The following is a 23,862-nucleotide window of genomic DNA, read 5'->3' on the forward strand; positions in this document are numbered from 1 at the left end:
GTCTTATGGGGACGCGGCATGGCACGGCGATGGCATGGGTGCCGGTTCTGCCAGCCTCCGTCGATGCACGCGGGACATGACGGAAGTTTCTGTGACTGTGGCCACAAGGATTTGTATTTCTAAGCGCGGGTCTTAGACACTGTGACCACTTACCGATACACCCGCAATGATGCAGGAGAATTATGTTTTCCAAGATTCTGGTGGCCAACCGCGGCGAAATCGCGATCAGGGCCTTCCGCGCCAGCTACGAGCTGGGCGCCAAGACCGTTGCTGTTTTCCCCAATGAGGACCGAAATTCGATCCACCGCCAGAAGGCCGATGAGGCATATCTGATTGGCGAAGTGGGGCATCCCGTCCGGGCCTACCTGGATGTTGCCGAGGTGGTCCGTGTCGCCAAGGAATCCGGCGCCGACGCCATCTACCCCGGCTACGGCTTTCTTTCGGAAAACCCCGATCTGGCCCGCGCCGCCCAGGAAGCGGGCATCACCTTCGTTGGCCCGCCGGCGGAGGTGCTTGAGCTGGCCGGCAACAAGGTGGCAGCACTGAAGGCTGCCCGTGAGGCCGGTGTTCCGGTCCTGAAATCGAGTGAACCCTCGAAGGACATGGATGAGCTGATCGCGGCAGCCGACGAGATCGGTTTCCCCATCTTCGCCAAGGCCGTCGCCGGCGGCGGCGGACGTGGCATGCGACGCGTCGACACGAGGGAAGCCCTTCCCGAGGCCCTGCAGGCCGCCATGCGTGAAGCCGATGCGGCATTCGGTGACCCCACCATGTTCCTGGAGCAGGCCGTGCTCCGCCCGCGCCACATCGAGGTGCAGATCCTGGCCGACGCCGAGGGCAACGTCATCCACCTCTTCGAACGTGACTGCTCCATCCAGCGCCGTCACCAGAAGGTCATCGAGATCGCCCCCGCGCCCAACCTGGACGAAGGCATCCGCCAGGCCCTTTACCGTGACGCGGTGAAGTTCGCCAAGGCCCTGAACTACGTCAACGCCGGAACCGTTGAGTTCCTGGTGGACACTGTCGGCGAACGCGCCGGACAGCACGTCTTCATCGAAATGAACCCCCGCATCCAGGTCGAACACACCGTCACTGAGGAAGTGACGGACGTTGACCTGGTGCAGGCACAGCTTCGGATCGCTTCCGGCGAGACCCTCGCGGACCTTGGCCTCTCCCAGGAGACTGTCCAGCTTAAAGGCGCAGCGCTGCAGTGCCGCATCACCACCGAGGACCCGGCCAACGGGTTCCGGCCCGACGTCGGGAAGATCACCGGCTACCGCTCCGCCGGCGGCGCCGGTGTAAGGCTCGACGGCGGCACCGTGTACTCGGGTGCCGAAATCAGTCCTCACTTCGACTCCATGCTCGTAAAGCTGAGCTGCCGCGGCCGCGACTACCCGGCCGCCGTGGCCCGCGCACGCCGGGCACTCGCGGAGTTCCGCATCCGGGGTGTGTCCACCAACATTTCCTTCCTCCAGGCCGTGCTGGACGATGCTGACTTCATTGCCGGCAACGTCGCCACCAACTTCATCGACGAGCGTCCCCAGCTGCTGAAGGCCCGGGTCTCCGCCGACCGCGGCACCAAGCTCCTGACCTGGCTGGCCGAAGTCACGGTCAACAAGCCCAACGGCGAGCTGACCGTGCACTCGGATCCGGCCGCCAAACTCCCGGCCGTTGGGGACCGGCAGGCAGCGCCGGGATCGCGCCAGCGCCTCCTGGAGCTTGGACCCGAAGGCTTCGCCAGGGCCCTGCGTGCGCAGAACGCGGTGGCCGTCACCGACACCACCTTCCGCGATGCCCACCAGTCCCTGCTGGCCACCCGCGTGCGTACCCGCGACCTCGTGGCCGCCGGTCCCGCAGTCACAGCCCTCCTGCCGGAACTCCTGTCCGTTGAGGCCTGGGGCGGCGCCACCTACGATGTGGCCCTGCGCTTCCTCGGCGAGGACCCCTGGGACCGCCTGGCCGCCCTGCGGAAGGCGCTGCCCAACGTCTGCCTGCAGATGCTGCTGCGTGGCCGGAACACGGTGGGCTATACGCCGTACCCGGAAGAAGTGACCGTGGCTTTCGTCAACGAGGCCGCTGCCACCGGTATCGACATTTTCCGCATCTTCGATGCCCTGAACGACGTGAACCAGATGGCCCCCGCCATCCGCGCCGTCCGGGCCACCGGTACCGCGGTAGCCGAAGTAGCCCTGTGCTACACCGGCGACATGCTGAACCCGGACGAGAAGCTCTACACGCTGGACTACTACCTGGAACTGGCCCAGCGGATTGTGGACGCCGGTGCGCACATCCTGGCCATCAAGGACATGGCCGGGTTGCTCCGCCCGGCAGCCGCCGCCAAACTGGTGGCCGCACTGCGCGAACGCTTCGACCTCCCGGTCCACCTCCACACGCATGACACGGCCGGCGGCCAGCTGGCCACCCTGCTGGCGGCAGTTGACGCCGGCGTGGACGCTGTTGACGTTGCCTCCGCTTCGCTGGCCGGGACCACCAGCCAGCCGTCCGCCTCCGCCCTGGTGGCGGCGCTGGCGCACACCCCGCGTGACACCGGCCTGAGCCTGGACGCAGTCAGCTCCCTTGAGCCGTACTGGGAAGCCGTGCGCCGCGTCTACGCGCCGTTCGAGTCAGGCCTGCCAGGCCCTACCGGCCGTGTCTACCAGCACGAAATCCCGGGCGGCCAGCTGTCAAACCTGCGCCAGCAGGCCATGGCGCTGGGTCTGGGGGAGCGCTTCGAGGCGATCGAGGACATGTACACCGCGGCTGACCGGATCCTGGGCCGCCTGGTGAAGGTCACGCCGTCGTCCAAGGTGGTGGGCGACCTCGCCCTGCACCTCGTAGGTCTCAACGCAGATCCTGCGGACTTCAACGAAAACCCGCAGAACTACGACATCCCCGACTCCGTCATCGGCTTCCTTTCCGGCGAACTCGGCGACCCGCCCGGAGGATGGCCGGAACCGTTCCGCACCAAGGCGCTCCAGGGCCGCAGCATCAAGGTCCGCGACGTTGACCTCAGCCCCGAGGACAGCGCCGCGCTCAAGGGTGATTCCAAGACCCGCCAGAGCACGCTGAACCGCCTGCTCTTCGAAGGCCCCACCAAGGACTACCTCAAGAGCGTGGAAACGTACGGCAACATTTCCGTCCTCGACACCCGCGACTACCTTTACGGCCTGCAGCGCGGCGCCGAGCACGAGATCCAGCTGGAGAAGGGTGTCCGGCTGATCGCCTCGCTGGAAGCTGTTTCCGAGCCCGACGAAAAGGGTATGCGGACGGTCATGTGCACCCTGAACGGCCAGTCCCGCCCCGTTGTGGTCCGTGACCGCTCCGTGGTGAGCAACGTCAAGGCTGCCGAGAAGGCAGACCCGGCCCAGCCGGGCCACGTCGCCGCGCCGTTCGCCGGCGCCGTCACCGTGACCGTCAAGGCCGGCGACACGGTCAACGCCGGTGACACGGTGGCCACCATCGAAGCGATGAAGATGGAAGCCTCCATCACGACGCCGACGGCAGGCAAAGTCTCGCGGCTCGCCATTTCAGCGGTGGAGCAGGTGCAGGGCGGGGACCTCCTCCTGGTCGTCGAGTAGGGCTAAGCAGTCCAGGCATAAAAGGAAGGGCCCTCCCCGGCTTGGAAGTTTACTTCCGCCGGGAGGGCCCTTCGTTTTGCGTTGCCGCTTAGCCGCGCGGCGCGCCGTACATTTCCTCGATGACTGTCTCGAAGTCCTTCATCACCTGGGCCCGCTTCACCTTCATGGACGGCGTCAGGTGGCCGGAGGCTTCCGTGAAGTCCGAAGCGACGATCCGGAATGACTTGATGGCTTCCGCCTGCGACACCGAGGCGTTGGCCTGCGTGATGAGGTCCTGCACGGCGGCCTTGACCACCGGGTTCTCGACCGCTTCGTCGAGCGTAGTGGTGGCCGGCAGTCCGTGGCGCTGGAGCCAGCCCGGCAGAGCCTCCTGGTCCAGGGTCACCAGTGCGCCGATGAACGGCCGGTTGTCGCCCACCACCAGGACCTGGGAGACCAGCGCATCCGCCCGGATCTGGTCTTCCAGGAGGGCGGGGATCACGTTCTTGCCGCCGGCCGTGACAATGATTTCCTTCTTGCGGCCGGTGATCCACAGGAAGCCGTCGTCATCGAGCCGTCCAATGTCGCCGGTGCGGAACCAGTCATCGGCAAACGTATCCGCCATCAGGTCATCGCGCTGGTAGTAGCCACGCATGACGCAGACGCCCTTGGCCAGGATTTCGCCGTCGTCGGCAATCTTCACCGAATTGCCAGGCAAGGGCTTCCCCACGGAGCCGATCTTGATCAGCGAGGGCGTGTTTACGGAGATTGGGGCGGTAGTCTCGGTCAGGCCGTAGCCCTCGAGCACTTGCAGGCCGATGCCCTGGAAGAAGTGGCCCAGTCGCTCTCCCAGTGGCCCGCCGCCGGACACGGCGTGGGCAACATGCCCGCCCATGGCGGCACGTAGCTTGCCATAGACCAGCTTGTCGAACAGTGCATGGCGGAGCTTCAGGCCGAGGCCAACGTGCCCTGCCTGCCTGGCCTTGGAGAAGGCGATAGCGGTATCCGCGGCCCGGTGGAAGATGGGGCCCTTGCCGCCGTCCTCGGCCTTTGTCAGCGCCGAGTTGTAGACCTTCTCGAAGACCCGCGGAACAGCCAGGATAAACGTGGGCTCGTAGCTCTGCAGGTCGGCAAGCAGGTTCTTGATGTCCGGGGTATGCGCCACGGTGGTTCCGGCGGCCATGGCCAGGACGGAGATGAAGCGCGCGAACACATGCGCCAGCGGCAGGAACATGATGGTCTTGGCGTTCTCGTGCACAATCTCGCCGATGATGGCCAGGGCGTTGTCGGAGAGCTCAACGAAGTTCCCGTGGGTGAGTTCGCAGCCCTTCGGCCGGCCCGTGGTTCCTGACGTGTAGATGATGGTGGCGATGTCGTCCAGGTTGGCGGCACTGCGGCGGGCCTCAAGGTCGGCGTCGCTGACGTCCCGTCCGGCCTCACGGACGGCGTCCAGTCCGCCGCCTTCGAGCTGCCAGACGTTCTGGAGGGCGGTGAGGCCTTCCGAGGTGGCAGCCTGCCGGATGATGTCCTCGTGGTGGGCGGCCTCGCCGAAGGCGGCCACAGCCCCTGAATCGCCGAGGTTCCAGGCAACCTGCGACGGCGAGGAGGTCTCGTAGATGGGCACCGAGACGGCGCCGGCGAACCAGATGGCGAAGTCGATGAGGGCCCACTCGTAGCGTGTGCGGGACATGATGCCCACCCGGTCGCCGGCTCCCACGCCGCTGGCCATCAGGCCCTTCGCAAGGGCCTGGACGTCCGCCAGGAAGTCTGTGGCGGAGACGTCCCGCCAGGCGCCTGCGGAGTCCAGCCGCGAGAAGAGCGCCGGGTTGCTGGGCTTGGCTGCCTGCCGCAGCACAAGATCGGTGATGTTGGTTTCCGGTGGGACAACAACCAGGGGCGGAACACTGAATTCGCGCACTATAGCTCCTTTGATATCCATAGACCCGCACAGGGTATGCCTAAAGACTAATACGCCTGCAACTTGGCCGTGCAGAAACAAACCTACTGGCCAGTAACATATGAGTCAAAGAGGAGTGGGGTGGCCATGGGCCCGGCCTCCGGCGTTGCCCGCCCGGCGCGCCCTAGAATGAAGCACTATGTACGTAACGCCCCCTGGCGAGCCAGCCGCTCCGCTCCGACGTCCGGCCCCCTGGCGGCGGCGGCCGCTGGCCTCAAGGGCCCGGCCCAGACGAACGGAAACGTTCCGCGAGCACCTGCGGCTCGGGCGCAAGGGGCTGGCAATCGGCATTGATATCGGCGGCACCAAGGTCGCCGCCGGCGTGGTGGACGCCGACGGAAGGATCCTGAGCGAGGCCCGGCGGTCCACCCCCGGCAGCGACCCGCGCGCGGTGGAGCAGGTCATCGTGGAACTCGTGGACGAACTCGGGGCCGGCCACAGGGTGTGGTCAGTAGGTATCGGTGCGGCCGGTTGGATGGACCTGGACGGCGGAACCGTGCTTTTCAGTCCGCACCTCGCCTGGCGCAACGAGCCGTTGCGGGCAAACCTGCAGCGCCTGCTGCGCCGGCCTGTGCTGCTGACGAACGACGCCGACGCCGCGGCCTGGGCGGAATGGCGCTTTGGTGCGGGGCAGGGCGAGGACCGGCTGGTGTGCATCACCCTCGGTACCGGCATCGGCGGTGCCATGGTGATGGACGGGCGGGTGGAGCGCGGCCGGTTTGGTGTAGCCGGCGAATTCGGCCACCAGATCATCATGCCCGGCGGGCAGCGTTGCGAGTGCGGCAACCGGGGCTGCTGGGAGCAGTACGCCTCTGGCAACGCCCTGGGCCGGGAAGCGAGGATTCTGGCGCGCGCCAATTCGCCGGTTGCCCAGGAACTGCTGGCCTCCGTCGGCGGCGACGCCGAGCAGATCACCGGGGCCATTGTCACTGATCTGGCACTCGCCGGTGACGCGGCCTGCCGCGAACTCCTGGATGAAGTGGGCGAGTGGCTGGGCCTGGGATTGGCGAACCTGGCGGCAGCATTGGATCCGGGGCTGTTTGTGATCGGCGGGGGACTCTGCTCGGCAGGGGACCTGCTGGTGGAGCCCGCGCGCAAGGCGTTCGCCCGGAACCTAACGGGCCGTGGCTTCCGTCCGGCGGCCGGCATTGAACTGGCAGCGCTCGGACCAAACGCGGGGCTCATCGGGGCGGCCGATCTGTCCCGCGTCAGCAGCCGCATGCGGTGAGGGACGGACCTTAGACGCGGGCGCCGTCGTCGTTCTCGTCTTTTTCCTGGGGCAGCTTCATGATGAGGTAAACCACGGCAAGGATGAACACCGCCACCATGCCCACAATCGCCAGCAGCGGCGCGGACCGCCAGAACATCACGGCCAGGAGCAAGGCAATGGGTGCACCAATTGCCCCGAGCCAGGCAAGCATGGTCAGGGGATCCGTCCCGACAAGGCTTGGCGGTTCCTCGGGAACGAAGTCCCCGGCGTCGTCCTCCGCAGCGTAGTCACGCGGGCCGAAGGCGGCAGGGCCGCCCTGGCTGTCAGCGCCGGTCCGCTCGCCGGCGTCGGCCTGCCCGCCGTCACCGGCGCCCGGCGTCGCCGCCTGCCGTTCGGCTGCGGACAGTTCGGTGGGGGCTGTTCCCGCCAGACCCAGCGGATCAAAGTCGCGGAACGTCGCGGACCTGCCGGACCCGGCCACGGCCTCCGGGCCGGCCGGACCAGGAGTTTCAGGGTCATTGCCCATGGCGTCAGGGCCCGGGGAGGCGTCCGCTGCGCCGGTAGGGGTGGCAGGTTTCTCTTCGAGCCGGGCCACCAGGTCCAGCCACACAGCATCGTCCTGGTTTGCGCCCTGGTCCGGCGAGCCGGAGTCGGGCCTATTCATGGGCGGTGCCCTCTTGGACCTGGGCTGCTGCCGTGCCGGCAACCACCGCGCGGATGAAGTCGGCGGAGTCCTGGAAGATCTCCTCGGCGTCGTTATCCAGTGTTGCCACGTGGTAGCTGTTCTCCAGGGTGGTCAGTGTCAGCGGAGCGTTGGTCAGGCCACGGCGCAGGGCTGCCACACTCGTGTCAGAGACCACGTGGTCCACGGTGGACCGGAAGACCCGTACGGGTGCGGTGATGCGGGGGAGCAGCCGGATGGTGTCCTTGAACATCTTGTTCAGCTCGTGGGCCGCGGCTACGGGGGTCCGCGGGTAGGCGCCCTCGTCCATCCCGGGCTTGAGGATGTCGTTGGCAATGGCCGGGGTGCTCTTCAGGACCAGTTTCAGGATGCCGGCCAGTGGAGCGCGGGGATCATCAATCACCAGTCCGGGGTTCACCACGATCACCCCGGCGACGGGCCGGGTGGCGGCAATTCTCAGGGCCAGGGCACCGCCCATACTCAGCCCGGCGACGAAGACGTGGTCGCAGTGGGAGTCCAGCTCCAGGTAGGCGTCGTCCAGGGCGCCGTGCCACTGCGGCCAGCGCGTGCGCGCAAGGTCCTGCCAACGGGTGCCGTGCCCGGGCAGCAGCGGCATGCGTACCGCGAAGCCGGCGTCGGCGAGCGACTGGGCCCACGCGCGCAGCCCGTGCGGACTGCCCGTGAATCCGTGTGAGAGGACCACCCCGATCCGGGCTCCGCCGCCGTTGACTGTGCTGCTGAAAGGGCTGTGGTCCGGTACGCCGGTCATGAAGTCTCCGAGGTGGTGTGAGGTGTGGCCGCGGTTCGGGCTGACGGTGCAGTGCTGTGTGCATGGGCAAGGAAGAAGGCGCTGGAACGGGCAAAAATCTCGGGCGCATCAACATCCAGGGTGGCCACGTGACCGCTGTTATGGAGGTCCACTACCTCAACCAGCCGTGGACCCAAACGCTGCCGCAACATCAGGAGTGAGGTGGCCGGCACCACGACGTCCGACTGGGACTTGAATACCTGCACCGGGGCGGTGACCTGGTGCAGCCCGCGGGTGGCTGTGCCGAAAAGCTTCTTGAGCTCGTGCACGGCTGCCAACGGAGTCCGTGAGTAGTCGCCGTCATTGGTGACGTCCGCCGTCGGCTGTTCCTCCTGAATGGGCTGCGTGGTGCGCTGGAAGTACTTGAGAACTCCGATGACCCGCACGCGGCGGTCGTAGAAGCTGAGGCCGGGATTCACCAAGGAGACGCCAGCCACGGGATGCCTGGCGGCAGTCAGGAGCGCAATGGCGCCGCCCATCGAGAGGCCGGCCACAAAACACTTCTCTGTCCGGGCGCTCAGCTGCAGGTACGCCGATTCGAAAGTCCCGTACCAGTCACGCCAGTTCGAGCGGGCGAGCTGCCGCCAATCCGTACCATGGCCGGGCAGGAGCGGCACCGACACGGCGAATCCTTGGGCGGCGAGGTTCTCTGCCCAGGGCAGGACGCTGAGCGGGCTGCCTGTGAAGCCATGGCAGATGGCAATCCCGGTAGTGGCATTGGGTCCGTGGCCGGGGTAGCTGAAAGCGGCAGGCCGGGGCGCGATGCTGCTTTCTGTCATAACACCATCGTGTCATTGTTCTCGACAAATCTCACTAGAGTAGGGTTGCACTGGAGTGCCCGCCCGGCCCGACGAAGGGCTGGCCGGCCGGCTTCCGGAGAGGTTCGTCACGTGTTCTATTGGGTCATGAAGAGGATCTTCCTGGGGCCGGTGCTGCGGCTTCTTTTCCGCCCCTGGGTCAAGGGCCTGGACAATGTTCCGGCGCAGGGCGCGGCAATTATCGCCTCAAACCATCTGTCATTCTCCGACTCCATCTTTATGCCGCTGATGGTCCGCAGGCCGGTTGTTTTCCTGGCCAAGTCCGAGTACTTCACCGGCACCGGCATCAAAGGCAGGCTGACGGCCATGTTCTTCAGGCTCACCAACCAGCTGCCCATGGACAGGTCCGGGGGCGCGGCATCGGCTGTTTCGCTCAACGCCGGCATGGATGTCCTGACAAGCGGAGGACTGCTGGGCATCTACCCTGAAGGGACCCGCAGCCCCGACGCTCGCCTCTACCGGGGCAAAGTGGGCGTCGCCAGGCTGGCCCTGCAGGCTGGTGTGCCCGTGATTCCCGTGGCCATGATCGGCACGGACAAGGTTCAGCCCATCGGCAAGCGGATGCCGAACATCCGGCGCATCGGCATGATTTTCGGTGCGCCCTTGGATTTCAGCCAGTACGCAGACCAGGCGGAGGACCGGCTGGTCCAGCGCAAGGTCACCGACGAAATCATGTTCGAGCTGATGCGGCTCTCCGGCCAGGAGTACGTGGACGAGTACGCTGCCGTGGTGAAGCTCCGCCTTACGGGCGCAGCAGCCACAGAGGCTGGGGGCGCCACCGCGAAACGCGCCGATCCTGACGGCGGTGCTGAGGGCAGTGATGCCGATGGTAAGGACCCGGCAGCGGGCTGACTGTGACGCCGCTCTCGGTACGCGTGACGGTCAGGTGTCCTGAAGCCAGCCGCGCACATTAGTCTTAGATAGTGACTGAGCTATCTGCAAAACCTGCCTTTTCGCTGTCCAGCACCGCCCAGAGCGGAGCAGCCAATTATCCTGGCCTCGATGATTGGCGTGACCTTCCCGTATCCCAGCAGCCCAGCTGGCAGGACAAGGACGTTTTCGACGCGTCTGTCGGGGAGCTTTCCGTTCTCCCGCCGCTGGTTTTCGCCGGCGAAGTGGACGTTCTCCGGGAACGGCTGGCGGCTGCAGCAGAGGGCAAAGCCTTCCTGCTGCAAGGTGGCGACTGTGCTGAGACCTTCGAAGCCGCAACGGCGGATAAGATCAGCGCCCGGGTCAAGACCATTCTCCAGATGGCAGTGGTGCTCACCTATGGCGCAGCGATGCCGGTCATCAAGATGGGCCGGATGGCCGGCCAGTTCGCCAAGCCCCGCTCTTCCAACGACGAGACCCGCGACGGCGTGACCCTCCCGGCGTACCGCGGCGACATTGTCAACGGCTACGAGTTCACTCCCGAGTCCCGTGGCCATGACGCCGCCCGGATGCTCAAGGCCTACCACACGTCCGCCTCCACCCTGAACCTCATCAGGGCCTTCACGCAGGGCGGCTTCGCGGACCTGCGCTCCGTGCACCAGTGGAACAAGGGCTTCACTGAAAACCCGGCGCACGCCCGCTACGAATCCCTGGCCCGTGACATCGACCGCGCCATCAAGTTCATGGCGTCCTGCGGCGCTGATTTCGAAGCACTCAAGCGGGTGGAATTCTTCGCCAGCCACGAGGCCCTGCTGCTGGACTACGAGCGCGCACTGACCCGCATCGATTCGCGGACCGGTTTCCCGTATGACACGTCGGCGCATTTCCTGTGGATCGGGGAGCGTACGCGCGAGCTTGACCACGCGCACGTGGACTTCCTCTCACGCGTCCGGAACCCCATCGGTGTGAAGCTGGGCCCGTCGACAACCGGCGACGACGCCCTCCGCCTCATCGACAAGCTGGATCCCGAGCGGGAGCCGGGCAGGCTGACGTTCATCACGCGTATGGGCGCGGGCAATATCCGCGAGAAGCTTCCCGCCATTGTGGAGAAGGTGACCGCCTCCGGCGCCAAGGTTCTCTGGGTCACCGATCCGATGCACGGCAACACCGTTACCTCGCCCAACGGCTACAAGACCCGGAACTTCGACGACGTCATTGACGAAGTACGCGGGTTCTTCGAAGTCCACCATGCTTTGGGCACGGTTCCCGGTGGCCTCCACGTCGAGATGACCGGCGACGACGTCGCCGAATGTCTGGGCGGTGCCGATCCGGTGGACCAGGAAGCGTTCCTCGACAAGTACGAGTCGGTCTGCGATCCGCGCCTGAACCACATGCAGTCCCTGGAAATGGCGTTCCTGGTGGCCGGAGCACTGGCCAAGCACTGACCGCTCGACGCGGAGTCGGACTTCCGCGGGGTGTGGCCGGCCAGTCCGCCGGCTACACCACCGTGAGGGTAACGACGGAGCCTTCAGGCACCTTCTTCTTCACCGGGTCCTGATCCCGTACCGTGCCGAAGAAGCCGCCGAGGATATTGTTCACGCGTACCTCGAAGCCCAGGGCGCGCAGCGCTTCTTCGGCTTCCTTGGCTTGTTTCCCGATGAAACTGGGGACTTCAACGAGCTTGGGTCCGTCTGAAATGGTCAGCGTCACCGTGCCGCCCTTGGTCAGAGTGCCGGTCGCAGGCGACTGCACGGCAACCGACCCCTTGGGCACGTGCCTGTCGTTGACTTTGTCCTTCGCGACATCGGCCTTGAGCCCGGCCGACTCGATGGTTTTGACGGCGGCGTCCTCCGCCAGCCCGACGACTGACGGAACGGGGATCGGCTGCGGGCCCTTGGAGACGGACAGGGCTACCGGAGTGCCATGGCGAGCTGGGGTTCCTGCGGCGGGATCCTGGGCCAATACAACGCCGGCTGCAACGGCGTCATCAAATTGTTCAGTGACGATACCTAGCGCCATTTCGGCCTGGTTCAGTGCATTTTTCGCATCGTCAAGTGTTCCGCCGGTCAGTTTCGGGAGTTCGAACAGTTGCGGCCCCTTGGAAACAAATAGGGACACGAGCTGGAACTTCCTGGTCTCTGTGCCGGCAGTCGGGTCGGAGCCCACAACGAGGCCGGACGGAACGTCGTCGTCAAAGACATCGCTGGTACGCGACTGGAACCCCGCCTCGCTCAGCAGTTGCTGGGCCTGGGCCACCGACTTGTTGGCGACCGCCGGAATGGTGCCCGGCGACCCGGGGCCCATGCCGAAGAACCAGCCGGCTCCTGTGGCAAGCAACGCGATGATGACCAGGACCACCACCCAGAGGGCGCCGCGGCGCCGCGGGTTCCCCTCCCGCAGACTCCGGACCGGGGTCGCCGCAGCCCTGGACCTTGCCTTCTCGTCCGCCCTGTCGAGCTTGCGGCGGGCGCGTTTGCTGAGGGGGATCGCTGCCGGGACGGCGTCTTGAGCATCTGGCCTGTAGTGCGCTTCCGGCCGGAACTGTTCGCCTGGCCGGTAGTCGGCGTCGGGCGGATACAGGGCATGCGGAGGGTGCTGTGGCTGCGGCCGGGAGAAGGACGACATCACGGCGGTGGGGTTGTTGGTGCGGGCGATGATCTCGGTCTGGTTCTGCTGGCCTTCCTGGGTCGCGGCAGGCAGCCTGAGGTCCAGTTCGGCATCCGTGAGGTTGGTCCGGATGTGGCGGAGTTCCTGCAGCAGGGCGTTGCCGTCCACCGGGCGGTTCTCGGGATCGTTTGCGGTGCACCACTGGACGAGTTCATCCACCTCGGCGGCGAGGCCTGGCACCAAGGCCGACGGCGGTCCGACCGTTTCATTCACGTGCTTGTACGCAACCTGGATGGGGACCTCGCCGTCGTACGGCTGCTGGCCGGTCAGCATCTCATAGAGCATGATGCCCACCGAATAGATATCACTCCGGGTGTCAGCCTGCTTTCCCAGCACAAGCTCGGGGGAGAGGTAACCCACCGTACCGATCAGCGTCCCGGTACTCGTTGACGTCGTCACTGCCCGGGCCAGTCCAAAGTCGCCGATCTTGATCCGGCCGTCGTCGGCAATCAGGACGTTCTCCGGTTTCACATCCCGGTGGATCAGCCCCGCGGCATGGGCCGCGCCGAGGCCCTGCACTACCGGATCAATCAGGGCAAGGGCCAGGCGGGGAGGCAGCGCACCTTTGGATCTGATGACGTCCCGGAGGGTGTGACCCTTGATGTGTTCCATGACCAGATAAGCCGTCTGGCCGTCGTTACCCTGGTCCAGGACCCCCACCACATGGGCGTGGGACAGCTTCGCGGCGGCTTTCGCCTCGCGGCCCAGCCGGTCCAGGAACGTCTCGTCGGTGGCGAGGTGGGGATGGAGGACCTTCAGGGCAACATCGCGTTCCAGCCGAAGGTCCGTTGCCAGGTATACGGTGGACATGCCGCCGCGCGCGAGTTTGGAGCGGACGGCGTAGCGGTTGTCCACCAGCGTTCCAACGAGACGGTCTGACACTTGTTCCTGCACCCTACGATCCTAATCCCGCATGGAAAAGGGTCCGAACCGACGTGCGGTCCGGACCCTTATCGTTACCCCGTTGGGCCGGCTTCAGCAAGCCCGGGGAATCATGGCGCGGCGGCTTAGCCGAAGTTCTTCTGGTGCGCCTTGATGGCAGCTACGTAGGTCTTGGTGTCGTCGTACATGCCGTATTTGCTGACAGAGTACTGGCCCTGGTAGTACCCCGCAATTGCTGTGTCGAGGTCCTTGCTGGTGGCGATAAGCCGCTTGATGATCGCCACGCCGGCCGTCGCGTTGTCGTAGGGGTCCAGCAGGTTGAGCTTCCGCCCTACGAGGTCTGAGGCCCACTGCCCGGAGGACGGGATGACCTGCATGGTGCCGATCGCGTTGGCAGGTGAAACCGCACGCTGGTTAAAGCCGGACTCCTGGTGCGCGAAGGCCAGGGCCAGGGTGGGGTCCACTCCCATCTGGCGTGCCGTGTCGGCCACAATTGCGCGCATCTCGGCCCGGGACGGTACGGGAGAGGCGTTCAGCAAGGCCTTGTTCTCGTTGGCAGAGCTCACAACGGCGGCGGGGTAGGTGAAACCCAGGAAGGTGCTCGGCACCAGCGGGGCGGCGGGGGCCGCCGGGGCGGCCGGGGTGGAGGAAGCGGGCTGAAGGGAGGCGCCGGGAATGACCAGCTTGTTGCCGGGGTAGATGACAGTGGTCATGCTCAGCTGGTTGGCCGCCAGAATGTCCGAGAGCTTGACGCCGTGCCGGGAGGCGATCGCTGACAGGGTGTCGCCGGCCTTGATCGTGTATGAACCGCCGGGAGCTGGCGCAGCAGGAGCAGGCGCAGGAGCAGGCGCCGGAGCGGGCGCTGCGGGAGCGGAAGTAGGCTGCACGGCCGAAGCCGGCGCAGCCGGGGCCGCGGGAGCACCTGCGCCGACTTTGATCTTCTGGCCGGGGTAGATGATGGAGCGCATGTTCAGGCCGTTCCAGCTGAAAACGTCCGACAGGCTGACACTGTGCCGGGCCGCGATGGCGCCGAGCGTATCGCCGGACTTTACGGTGTAGCTGCCTCCGGCATTGGCCGGAGCGGCCGCGGCAGGGGCCGCAGGAGCCGGGGCGGGGGCGGGGGTGGAACCCGTGCCCGACAGCTTGATCTTCTGGCCGGGGTAGATGATGGTGTTCGGCTGGAGGTTGTTGAGCTTAAGGACCTCGTACGTGTCCAGACCGAATTTGCCGGCGATTCCGCTGATGGTGTCGCCCCGGGCAATGGTGTATTCCGCGGGAGCCGCCGGCTGCATGGGCTGGAAGGCGGCCGGAATAGTAGTGGAAACCGAGGCCGCCGGGATCAGGGCAGCCTTAGGTTCGGCTGCCTGGGCCTTCATCGCAGCGGCAAGGGTTGCCGGAATAGCGCGGGCAGGGGCCTCTGCGGCAGCAGGCTGGGCGAGGGCCAACGACGACAGGACAACCGCAGGAAGCGCTGCTGTGGTGACAGCAATCATGGGCAGGCTCTGCCTGGAGGGCTGCTTTGGCGAGCGGGACGTCGTCATGGAAAGAATCCTCTTCTTCAACTGCCGGGGGCCGAAAATGCGATGTGACTATTGATACTAGTGTTACTTAAGTTATTGATGTTTCAAATGTGATCTATGTGAATCTCTCACGAAAGTTCGCATAGCACAAGAATTCGGCCCCACGCAGAATAAAGAGTTTTATGGAGTGTCGCGTGATTCGCGGCAATGGCGGCCAATCCCGACTAGGCGGCAGGGCTCCGGCCGTGGCAACCTTGATCCGTGAGTAACGTAGAAAGCCTTGTGGGCGAGTGGCTGCCCCTGCCGGATGTCGCGCAGTTGTTGGACGTTTCGATTACGAGAGTCCATGGCCTTATTGATGAACGCGCTTTGGCGGCCCTGCGGGTCGGGGAGCGCCGGATACGCTCAGTTCCGGCCGCGTTTATCCTGGACGGCCAGGTTGTCGACAGCCTCAAAGGGACCATTGTGGTCCTGGCGGACGCCGGCTATTCCGACGAAGATCTCATCGTCTGGCTGTTTACCCCCGACGAGTCCCTCCGCGGTCGGCCGATTGATGCATTGCGGGAAGGCCGCAAGACGGAAATCAGGCGCCGGGCCCAGACCCTGGCCTGGTAAGCAGCACCAAGGGCCCGGACGACGCCGGGCCCGCGGACGTGGCCAAGACTGGCGCCAACGTCAGGATGCGCGGCTGACCGTCGCTTCCGCCAGCTTCCGCAGGGCAGTCTTGGGCAGTTCTTCCAGCGGCAGCTGTTCCAGTGCGTCGTACGCCGCGGCGCCAAATTCGTTGATGAGCACTTCAGTGGCCTGAAGCGCCCCCGAATCTTCGATGATCCGGCGGATCTCGGCCACATCGGCGTCCCCCAGGTCAGGGCTGCCCAGCTTCGCATCGATAAACGCCGATTCTGCCGTTGATGCCTGGCCCAGCGCGAGGGCAATGAGTACGGTCCGCTTGCCTTCGCGGAGATCGTCACCTGCAGGCTTGCCCGTGGTGACAGGGTCCCCAAAGACGCCCAGGACGTCGTCGCGCAGTTGGAACGCCTCGCCCAGCGGCAACGCGAAGGCCGAGTAGCCCCGGAGCAACTCGTCCGGAGCGTCCGCCAAGGCGCCGCCAAGCGCCAGCGGGTGCTCAGTGGAATATTTGGCGGACTTGAACCTGATGATGGACTGTGCCCGTGTCACTGCTCCGGCCCGGTCCCGGACAGGACCGGCCACTTCCTCCAGGATGTCAAGATACTGCCCCGCCATCACCTCGGCACGCATGAGGTTGAAGATCAGCCGTGCCCGACTGCCTGCAGCCGCCTGTGCGCCGATGTCCGTGAAGGCCTCCTCGCTGAACGAGAGGCATAGATCCCCGGTGAGGATCGCGGCTGCCTGCCCAAACCGCTCGCTGTCCAGAGCCCAGCCCTGTGCGTGGTGCAGCTGGCTGAAGCGGCGATGCACGCTGGGGCCGCCCCGCCGCGTGTCCGAGCGGTCAATGATGTCGTCATGGATCAGGGCAGCTGCCTGGAAAAGCTCCAGGGCCGATCCCGCCGTCACGATTTCCTGGGCCGCCGGCTCACCGCCCGCGCCGCGCCATCCCCAGTAGCACATCAGTGCACGGAGCCTTTTGCCGCCGGTCACCAGGTTGGAAATGGAACCCACAATGGGATCGATATCGGGTGATATGGCGGCCATCAGGGATTGCCGCGTAGTGAGGAAGTCTGTCAGCTCACCGGCAACGGCGGCGACGAATGCAGTCTGCTCAATCCTTAGCTGCTCCGAAACGCTCACTTGGCTGACTCAGCAGCCACGTTGGCGCCGATGGTGAACGTGGAGACGCCGGCCGCTTCGACGGCGGCGATGTTGACCGTCTCGGAGTCGTTCCGGACGAAGTCCTTGGAAGCAACGGCGCCCACTGCGTCGCCGGGGACGGCTTTGAATCCCTGCGCCGCCAGGTGCTTTGTGTAGAAATCCACGACGGCGGCAGTCGGGGCATTGATGCTTGCCACGAGTGCCGCGGTGGCGGGCGTTGAGGTCTTGTCAAAGCTGCTCGAAATCACAGTGGCGCCGGGCATCAGGGGAAGCAGCGTTTCCGGGAACCCTGCGACGATTGTCCCAACAGTGGCGGAAGTTCCCGGCGACGCCGTCGGACTGGCGGACGCGGTGATGCTGGCGCCGTCCGACGCCGGTGGGGAGGTAACTGGGGAGGATGATGTCACTCCGGGCTCCGCGGGGCTGCAGGCAGCGAGGGCCAGTATTGCGCCCGCGGCCAGTGCCGCTAATCCTGTTGGCTTAAGACTTCTCATGACGGTCACAGGGACTGTCCTCCTGGTGTTGATGCCGGATTCAGCCTCCAGTTTAGTCAGTACCAACCGATACAATTGCCGGTGTGGGGCCTGAGCGGAACATCCAGTACACCGAAGCGGGTCTTCGTGAGCTCCGGCGTAACTGCATCATGCACGTGGACATGGACGCCTTCTTCGTCTCCGTGGAGCTTCGCACGCGGCCGGAACTTCGCGGCAAACCGGTGATCGTTGGATTTCCCGCGGACCGCTCAGTGGTCCTCTCGGCGTCGTATGAAGCACGCGCGTTCGGCGTGAAGTCCGCCATGCCCATGGTGGTCGCCGCCAGGATGTGCCCCCAAGCGGTCATCATTGAACCGCGCCACAAGCTGTACTACGAGGTTTCCGCTCAGCTGATGGAAATCTTCGAGTCCATCACCGATCTTGTGGAACCGCTGAGTGTGGACGAAGCCTTCCTGGACGTCGGCGGCGCCATCCGCCGGTTGGGACCCCCGCGCGTCATCGGTGAATTGATCCGGCGCCGGGTGGCTGCCGAACTGGGCATTACGGCCTCCGTGGGCATTGCAGCCAGCAAGTTCGTCGCCAAGATTGCTTCCACGCGTTGCAAGCCGGACGGGCTGTTGCTGATTGGACCCGACGAGACAGTGCCCTACCTCCACAGCCTGCCTGTCGGGGCCTTGTGGGGAATCGGCGCGAAGACTACGGACGTCCTTGCCCGGATGGGCATCCGGACGGTGGCGGACGTGGCGGCCACGCCGGTGTCCTCCCTTAAGAAAATGCTGGGTGCCACCGGTGAGCACGTATACCGGTTGTCGTGGGGGATCGATCCGCGGCCCGTGACACCCGTGAGGCTCGAGAAGAGCATCGGGGCTGAGGAGACGTTCGCCGTGGACACGGGCGATGACGCGCTGATCGCCCGGGAATTGCTGCGGCTTTCCCACCGGACGGCAGGACGGCTGCGGAGTTCGGGGATGGTGGCACGGACGGTGGCGTTGAAACTCCGCTACGCCGACTTTTCCACCATCACCAGGAGCCGCACTGTGCACACACCGGTCGACAGCGCCCAGCTGATTTATGCCGTGGCCGTCCAGCTCCTGGAATCATTGGGGAGCCGTCCCATGACTGTGCGGCTGGTTGGCATCCGGGCCGAGCAGCTCGAAGACGCCGCCAATACGTCCCTCCAGCTGAGCCTTGACCGTCGGGATGACAACTGGCGGGCAGCAGAACAGGCCCTGGACGAGGTCAGCCGGAAGTTCGGAAACAAATCCGTCCTCCCGGCGAGTCTGCTGGATTCCGGAAACGGGTCCTAGCAGGGCGCCGGCACATTGCCTGCGGGTTTCAGGGAGGTGATGGCCGTCTTTCAGAACGGCCCCCGACAAACTATCCTTATATGTACATAGTTCTCAGTTATTGCCGGACTTCTTGGACATGCTGCAGTTCCAATGGCCCGCATGCCGGTGTTCGCGTTCCGCCATCGTCGGCGGGGCGGGAACCTCCCGGGCATGTCGGTCGTTATCGGAGCAGTAGTACGGGATGGGACCAGCCCGGACGTTGGCCTACTTAAGGAGGTCGTGATGCCGCTCTCGGAGCACGAACAGAAGCTGCTGGAGCAGCTGGAGAAGCAGCTGCACGAAGACGATCCGAAGTTCGCGAATTCCATGGGTTCGGACCCTGGACGAACGTGGTCCACCCGTCACATCGTGATTGGGGTGCTCTGCGCCCTCGCGGGGATCGCCCTGCTCCTGGTCGGCGTTACAGTCCAGAACATCTTCGTCGGTGTCCTGGGCTTCGTGGTTATGGGCGCGGGTGTGTACTTCGCCACAATGCGTAACGCGTCCGGCGGCAAGCAGCGCTCCGCACATGGCACCGGTAAGTCCGGGAAGCCCCGGAGTTCATTTATGTCCAGCCTGGAAGAACGCTGGGACGAGCGCCGCCGCGACGAATCCTGAGGCAGCGCCTACAGGAACGGTTCCACGGCGATAGGCCGTGCCGTCCTCCATTTCCCTCCCCACGGTCAGTATGACCGCAGCAGAAGACCCGCCCCGGCGGGTCTTCTGCTTTTAACCCGGAGGCAGGTAGCGGCAGGGGTCGGTTGAGCGCTCAAGCCGGCTGCTACTGCTACCTCGTTTGGGGAGCCCGGGGACCGCGGACCCGCGGCCCTCGTCAGATGAGAGCCCGACGCCGGCCTGGCACCGCCGTCGGGCAGTCATGGTTCGCGCCGAAACGGCGCCGGGCCCTCCACTTCCATCCACCACCTGCTCCCGCGCCATTTGGGGGACGAAGGCCTGAAATGGGGGAATACTGGCCTGATTTGCGTTGACTGTGGTGGAAAGTGGAGTAATGTGGAGGACATAAGAGGGTAGTTGCAACACAGGGGATGTGCAGTTCCTGACGGCAGACAGGCGGTGGGCCAGTGTTTCTGGGCACACACTCGCCACGTCTGGACGAAAAGGGCCGAATTATCCTCCCTGCGAAGTTCCGTGAGGAGCTTGCCAGCGGGCTTGTTCTCACCAGGGGACAGGAACGTTGCATCTACGTCTTCAGTGAGCAGGAATTTGCACGTGTCCACGAGCAAATGCGGGAGGCGCCCATTTCCTCCAAGCAGGCCCGGGACTACATCCGCGTCTTTCTCTCTGGAGCCTCGGACGAGGTACCTGACAAGCAGGGGCGCATCACCATTCCGGCCGCGCTCCGGGAGTACGCAGGCCTCGGCAGGGAACTGGCCGTTATCGGTGCAGGAACCCGGGCCGAGATCTGGGACGCCCAGGCCTGGAACGAGTACCTCGCGGAGAAGGAAACCGCCTTCTCCGAAACCGACGATGCCATTCCGGGGATCCTATGATCACCTGAACGGCCCGGCGGACGCTTCTTGAACGAGATCTCCAGCCGCCCATCGGACAGTCAACCTGGCTCACTTCCCCGGAGCCAGGCCGGCAGGTCGATAGGCGCGGATGGGGATCTGGCTCAAGAAGCAGCACACCAGCACCCACGGCAGGAAAGGACGAAGGCATGAACGATGACCCGAAGCCAACGTCCGAACGCCATGTGCCGGTCCTCAAGGACCGGTGCATCAATTTGTTGGCCCCCGGCTTCGAAGCTGCCCGCCTCCGAGGTGAAACCCCCATCGCGATTGACGCGACCCTCGGCATGGGCGGCCACGCCGAAGCCATGCTGGAGCGTTTCCCGGATCTGCACCTGATCGGCATCGACCGTGATGAGGAAGCCCTGGTACTGGCAGGGGAGCGGCTGGCGCCTTTCGCTTCCCGGACTGACCTGGTCCACGCCGTCTACGACGAAATCGCCGACGTCCTCGAAGACCTGGGCGTGGCACAGGTTCATGGCATCCTGATGGACCTGGGCGTTTCATCCCTGCAGCTGGACGAGCGTGAGCGTGGCTTCGCCTATTCCTTCGACGCTCCGCTGGACATGCGGATGGACACCAGCCGCGGTCAGACCGCAGCGGACGTGGTCAACAACTACAGCGAAGAGGATCTCGTCAGGATCATCCGGAAGTGGGGCGAGGAGAAGTTCGCCGGCCGGATCGCCAACAGGATTGTCGCGGCGAGGACAGTCAAGCCTTTCGCCACCACCGGGGAACTCGTGGAACAGATCCGCTCCGTGGTGCCGGCGGCAGCCGCCAAATCGGGCGGCCACCCGGCCAAACGGACGTTCCAGGCACTGCGCATCGAAGTGAACGAGGAACTCGACGTGCTGGAGCGCGCTGTGCCTGCCGCCGTGGCAGCAACGGCCCTGGGCGGACGCATCGTGGTGATGTCTTACCACTCCCTCGAGGACAAAATCGTCAAATCAGTTTTCCAGGCTGGCTCCAAATCCTCCGCGCCGCTCGGATTTCCGGTGGAGCTTGAGGAACACAAGGCCTTCCTCAAAACCCTGACCAAGGGCACCGAGGTACCCACCGCCGTCGAGATTGCAGAGAACCCGCGCGCAGCCTCCGCCAGGCTGCGGGCCGTGGAACGTATCAGAGCCAGGAGAGAAGCATGAGCACTGCCGCCGTCAAGAACTTTCCGGTCGTCTCCGGCAGCAGCGCCCCGGCGATCAGGTCGCTTCCTTCTGGCACCGGCCGCAGGGAACGCACACCCCTGTCTGTGGTGCGTTCCGCCCCCAAGAAGCGCCGTGCGCCGTTTGTGGTGATGTGTTTCGCCCTGCTCGCTGTTGCGCTCGTGGCCGTGCTGGTCCTGAACATCTCAGTCTCTACCTCCCAGTACCAGCTGGTGGAACTGAGGGGTAAGCAAAACACTCTGACCAAGCAGAACCAGGACCTGACACAGCAGGTCCAAAACTTCGAGGCGCCCCAGAACCTGGCGGCAAAGGCCTCAGACCTGGGCATGGTGGCTTCGACCGTCAAAGGCCAGATCGACCTCTCCACCCTTGCCGTCACGGGCAAGGCAACTCCGGCGGTGAAGGGTGGCGCGGCTGGATCGGTTATCCCTGCTCCAGCCGTAGAGGGAGTGCTCACCGTGGTTCCCCCGGCAACGAAGTGGGAGCCGCTGACGAACCGTAAACCGGCGGCCGAGGAACCGGCTGCGGCCCCTGCACCGGCCCGTGCAGCGGCACCTGCCGCTGCACCGCAGGCTGAAGCGCCCGCGCCACCGGCACGTGCCGCGGAGCTCCACGGCGGTTCGGTTCCGGCACCCGAACAGAAGGTGCCCGGGTCTAACCGGTAGCCGCTGAAGGGCAGCCAGTCAGGTAATAAACAGGCAACAAGGCGAGCAAGGGAATCACGGTGGCGCAGAGGACGGGCAAGGCAAAAAGCGGCAAGGCCCCTAACGCCACCAAGCGGCTGCGCCTTGGCCTGGGCATTATGCTGACGCTGCTATTGGTGGTGGGCGGCAAGCTCTTTTTCGTCCAAGGGCTCGACGTGGGCGGGATGGCCGCAGCTGCGCTCGATTACCGGATGCGCGAGACTTCCCTCCCCGCCGAACGCGGCAGCATCCTTGCCGCCAACGGGACGGTCCTGGCCAACAGTGTGATCCGCTACAACATTGTGGTGGACCAAACCACCAACACGAAGACAGAGAAGTTCTGGCGCCTGGAGGAGGGCGTGGACAAACTTGTTGAAGTCAGTCGGGAGCAGGGCATCAGCGAACTAGCGGCTGTCCTGGGCATGGACGCTGACGAACTCAGGAACGCCGTGACGGGCGAATCGAAGTACCACATCGTCGCTAAGGACCTGAAGCCGGACGTTGAGCTCAGGGTCTCGGATCTCAGTATTCCCGGCATCGTCACTGAGGGCGTCAGCAAACGCGTGTACCCCAACGGTTCCGTGGCCGGCGGTATTATCGGCTTCCTCCAGGACGGCAACACGGGCCAGGCGGGGATCGAGCAGACCCAGGATGGGCTGCTGCGCGGGAAGGACGGCAAGCGGCTCTTCGAGATCGGTGCCGACGGTCTCCGGATTCCGGTCGGCGTGGATGAGCTGACACCGCCGGAGGACGGCAAGGACGTCAAGCTCACGCTCAATTCCGATCTCCAGTATTTCGCCCAGCAGGCCATCCAGAGCCAGTCGGACAAACAGGGCGCCGAGTGGGGCGTCATCACCGTGATGGATGCCAAGACCGGTGACATTGTCGCGATGGCGGACACTAATGCCCCGGATCCGAACGATCCCGGACGGGTGGCTGCCAAGGACCGCGGCGTGCGCTCCGTGACCGCAGCGTATGAGCCCGGCTCGGTACAGAAAATGATCACGGCCGCCGCCTTGATTGAAGAAGGAAAATCCAGCCCCCTGGATACGTTCACTCTCGGGCCGTCGTACACCGTGGACGGCCAGACGTTTACAGACGCCTTTACCCATGGCACCGAAGAGCGCACGCTCGCCGGCATCCTGGGCTGGTCAATGAACACCGGCACCGTGGCGGCCGGGTCGCGGCTGACCAAGGAACAACGGTACGACTGGCTTAAGAAATTCGGCATCGGCGAAGCCCCGGACATTGGATTGCCGGCTACGGCCTCCGGGATTCTCACACCGGCGGACCAGTGGGACGGCCGCCAGGAATACACGGTGCTGTTCGGCCAGGGCGTTTCGCAGTCCACCCTGCAGACAGTCCGAGCCTTCCAGACGATCGCCAACAACGGAGTGATGCTCCAGCCGCGCCTGATTGACGCGTACGTTTCACCCGACGGAACAGCGGAGAAAGTCGCCCCGCAGCCTTCCCGCCAGGTGGTGTCGGACGGCACCGCGCAGCAGGTCCAGGACATCCTGGAAAGCGCGGTGACCGAAGGCCAGATCAAGGACGCCGCGATCGACGGATACCGGGTGGGGGCCAAGACCGGAACCTCTGAATCGCCGTGCGACGACGGGAAGTCAGGGTTCTGCGGCTACACCGCTTCAATTGTGGGGATGGCGCCCATGGATGATCCCCGGTTTATTGTTGAGGTGGTGCTGCAGCGGCCCAAGGGCAATATCTACGGCATTACGCAGGGGCCAGTGTTCCGCTCGGTCATGAGCCAGGCGCTGCGCACTTACAACGTCCAGCCGTCCACGGGTGAACCGGCCAGGCTGCCGCAGTACGCCAAGTAGCATCAAGCCAGGCAGCAGTTCCCCAACGCCCGCAGCGGAAGCAGTCTCCCGCGGGCATGATCCACTAG

At 65.1% G+C, this 23,862-nt stretch carries 19 protein-coding genes; 11 read left to right on the forward strand and 8 right to left on the reverse strand.

Annotated elements, in window-relative coordinates:
* Window positions 1-182 precede the first annotated feature (182 nt).
* Window positions 183-3,578, forward strand: coding sequence for a pyruvate carboxylase (locus tag V6M49_RS19230; protein ID WP_332762754.1), 3,396 nt, complete (start codon window positions 183-185; stop codon window positions 3,576-3,578).
* An 88-nt stretch (window positions 3,579-3,666) separates the two neighbouring features.
* Here V6M49_RS19230 and V6M49_RS19235 read toward each other — a convergent pair whose 3' ends face one another.
* On the reverse strand, window positions 3,667-5,475 hold the full coding sequence (locus V6M49_RS19235; protein WP_332762756.1) for an AMP-dependent synthetase/ligase: 1,809 nt from the start codon (window positions 5,473-5,475) through the stop codon (window positions 3,667-3,669).
* A 178-nt stretch (window positions 5,476-5,653) separates the two neighbouring features.
* On the opposite strand from V6M49_RS19235, the gene V6M49_RS19240 reads away from it, so the two are divergent.
* A complete protein-coding gene (locus tag V6M49_RS19240) occupies window positions 5,654-6,742 on the forward strand; it encodes an ROK family glucokinase (RefSeq protein ID WP_058929399.1) in 1,089 nt (362 codons plus the stop codon).
* A 10-nt stretch (window positions 6,743-6,752) separates the two neighbouring features.
* On the opposite strand, the gene V6M49_RS19245 is transcribed toward V6M49_RS19240, so the two are convergent.
* From V6M49_RS19245 to V6M49_RS19255, 3 genes are read right to left on the reverse strand one after another with little or no spacing between them, the layout of a single operon-like run.
* Window positions 6,753-7,388, reverse strand: coding sequence for a hypothetical protein (locus V6M49_RS19245; protein ID WP_332762757.1), 636 nt, complete (start codon window positions 7,386-7,388; stop codon window positions 6,753-6,755).
* The gene (locus V6M49_RS19250; RefSeq protein ID WP_332762758.1) at window positions 7,381-8,175 is read right to left on the reverse strand and encodes an alpha/beta hydrolase; all 795 of its coding nucleotides are present in this window, start codon (window positions 8,173-8,175) and stop codon (window positions 7,381-7,383) included. Before V6M49_RS19250 ends, V6M49_RS19245 begins: the two co-directional genes overlap by 8 nt.
* Entirely contained in the window at window positions 8,172-8,993 is an 822-nt protein-coding gene (locus tag V6M49_RS19255) for an alpha/beta hydrolase (protein ID WP_332762760.1), read from the reverse strand. The genes V6M49_RS19250 and V6M49_RS19255 overlap by 4 nt, the downstream gene beginning before the upstream one ends.
* A gap of 111 nt (window positions 8,994-9,104) precedes the next feature.
* Between V6M49_RS19255 and V6M49_RS19260 the strand changes: the two genes are divergently transcribed.
* Together V6M49_RS19260 and V6M49_RS19265 are read left to right on the forward strand one after the other, a co-directional pair.
* Entirely contained in the window at window positions 9,105-9,884 is a 780-nt protein-coding gene (locus tag V6M49_RS19260; RefSeq protein ID WP_332762761.1) for a lysophospholipid acyltransferase family protein, read from the forward strand.
* 71 nt (window positions 9,885-9,955) lie between these two features.
* Window positions 9,956-11,347: a class II 3-deoxy-7-phosphoheptulonate synthase gene (locus tag V6M49_RS19265; RefSeq protein WP_181037301.1), complete on the forward strand. Its 1,392-nt coding sequence runs from the start codon at window positions 9,956-9,958 to the stop codon at window positions 11,345-11,347.
* A gap of 52 nt (window positions 11,348-11,399) precedes the next feature.
* On the opposite strand, the gene pknB is transcribed toward V6M49_RS19265, so the two are convergent.
* Window positions 11,400-13,463 carry a Stk1 family PASTA domain-containing Ser/Thr kinase gene (pknB, locus tag V6M49_RS19270; protein WP_442959768.1) on the reverse strand — a complete coding sequence of 688 codons (2,064 nt, stop codon included), beginning with the start codon at window positions 13,461-13,463 and terminating at the stop codon, window positions 11,400-11,402.
* A 113-nt stretch (window positions 13,464-13,576) separates the two neighbouring features.
* Entirely contained in the window at window positions 13,577-14,992 is a 1,416-nt protein-coding gene (locus V6M49_RS19275) for a LysM peptidoglycan-binding domain-containing protein (RefSeq protein ID WP_332762763.1), read from the reverse strand.
* 240 nt (window positions 14,993-15,232) lie between these two features.
* Here V6M49_RS19275 and V6M49_RS19280 point away from each other — a divergent pair, with 240 nt between their 5' ends.
* Window positions 15,233-15,586, forward strand: a complete 354-nt coding sequence (locus V6M49_RS19280; RefSeq protein ID WP_058929391.1) for an Rv2175c family DNA-binding protein — start codon at window positions 15,233-15,235, stop codon at window positions 15,584-15,586.
* 60 nt (window positions 15,587-15,646) lie between these two features.
* Here the strand turns inward: V6M49_RS19280 and V6M49_RS19285 are convergent, their stop codons facing one another.
* Both V6M49_RS19285 and V6M49_RS19290 read right to left on the reverse strand, forming a co-directional pair.
* Window positions 15,647-16,741: a polyprenyl synthetase family protein gene (locus V6M49_RS19285; protein WP_332762764.1), complete on the reverse strand. Its 1,095-nt coding sequence runs from the start codon at window positions 16,739-16,741 to the stop codon at window positions 15,647-15,649.
* On the reverse strand, window positions 16,738-17,265 hold the full coding sequence (locus V6M49_RS19290) for a hypothetical protein (RefSeq protein WP_141140090.1): 528 nt from the start codon (window positions 17,263-17,265) through the stop codon (window positions 16,738-16,740). Before V6M49_RS19290 ends, V6M49_RS19285 begins: the two co-directional genes overlap by 4 nt.
* Before the next feature lie 140 nt (window positions 17,266-17,405).
* On the opposite strand from V6M49_RS19290, the gene dinB reads away from it, so the two are divergent.
* The 6 genes from dinB to V6M49_RS19320 all read left to right on the forward strand — a co-directional run bounded on the left by dinB (window position 17,406) and on the right by V6M49_RS19320 (window position 23,794).
* On the forward strand, window positions 17,406-18,563 hold the full coding sequence (dinB, locus tag V6M49_RS19295) for a DNA polymerase IV (RefSeq protein ID WP_442959771.1): 1,158 nt from the start codon (window positions 17,406-17,408) through the stop codon (window positions 18,561-18,563).
* A gap of 264 nt (window positions 18,564-18,827) precedes the next feature.
* A complete protein-coding gene (locus tag V6M49_RS19300) occupies window positions 18,828-19,202 on the forward strand; it encodes a DUF3040 domain-containing protein (protein ID WP_332762769.1) in 375 nt (124 codons plus the stop codon).
* 464 nt (window positions 19,203-19,666) lie between these two features.
* Window positions 19,667-20,095, forward strand: coding sequence for a division/cell wall cluster transcriptional repressor MraZ (mraZ, locus tag V6M49_RS19305; RefSeq protein WP_058929387.1), 429 nt, complete (start codon window positions 19,667-19,669; stop codon window positions 20,093-20,095).
* A 167-nt stretch (window positions 20,096-20,262) separates the two neighbouring features.
* Window positions 20,263-21,255, forward strand: coding sequence for a 16S rRNA (cytosine(1402)-N(4))-methyltransferase RsmH (gene rsmH / locus V6M49_RS19310; protein ID WP_104063530.1), 993 nt, complete (start codon window positions 20,263-20,265; stop codon window positions 21,253-21,255).
* The gene (locus tag V6M49_RS19315; RefSeq protein ID WP_332762770.1) at window positions 21,252-21,938 is read left to right on the forward strand and encodes a hypothetical protein; all 687 of its coding nucleotides are present in this window, start codon (window positions 21,252-21,254) and stop codon (window positions 21,936-21,938) included. Before rsmH ends, V6M49_RS19315 begins: the two co-directional genes overlap by 4 nt.
* Before the next feature lie 59 nt (window positions 21,939-21,997).
* A complete protein-coding gene (locus V6M49_RS19320; RefSeq protein WP_210412424.1) occupies window positions 21,998-23,794 on the forward strand; it encodes a peptidoglycan D,D-transpeptidase FtsI family protein in 1,797 nt (598 codons plus the stop codon).
* Window positions 23,795-23,862 lie beyond the last annotated feature (68 nt).

It is taken from the genome of Pseudarthrobacter sp. (genome assembly GCF_036675385.1).
Classification (GTDB): domain Bacteria; phylum Actinomycetota; class Actinomycetes; order Actinomycetales; family Micrococcaceae; genus Arthrobacter.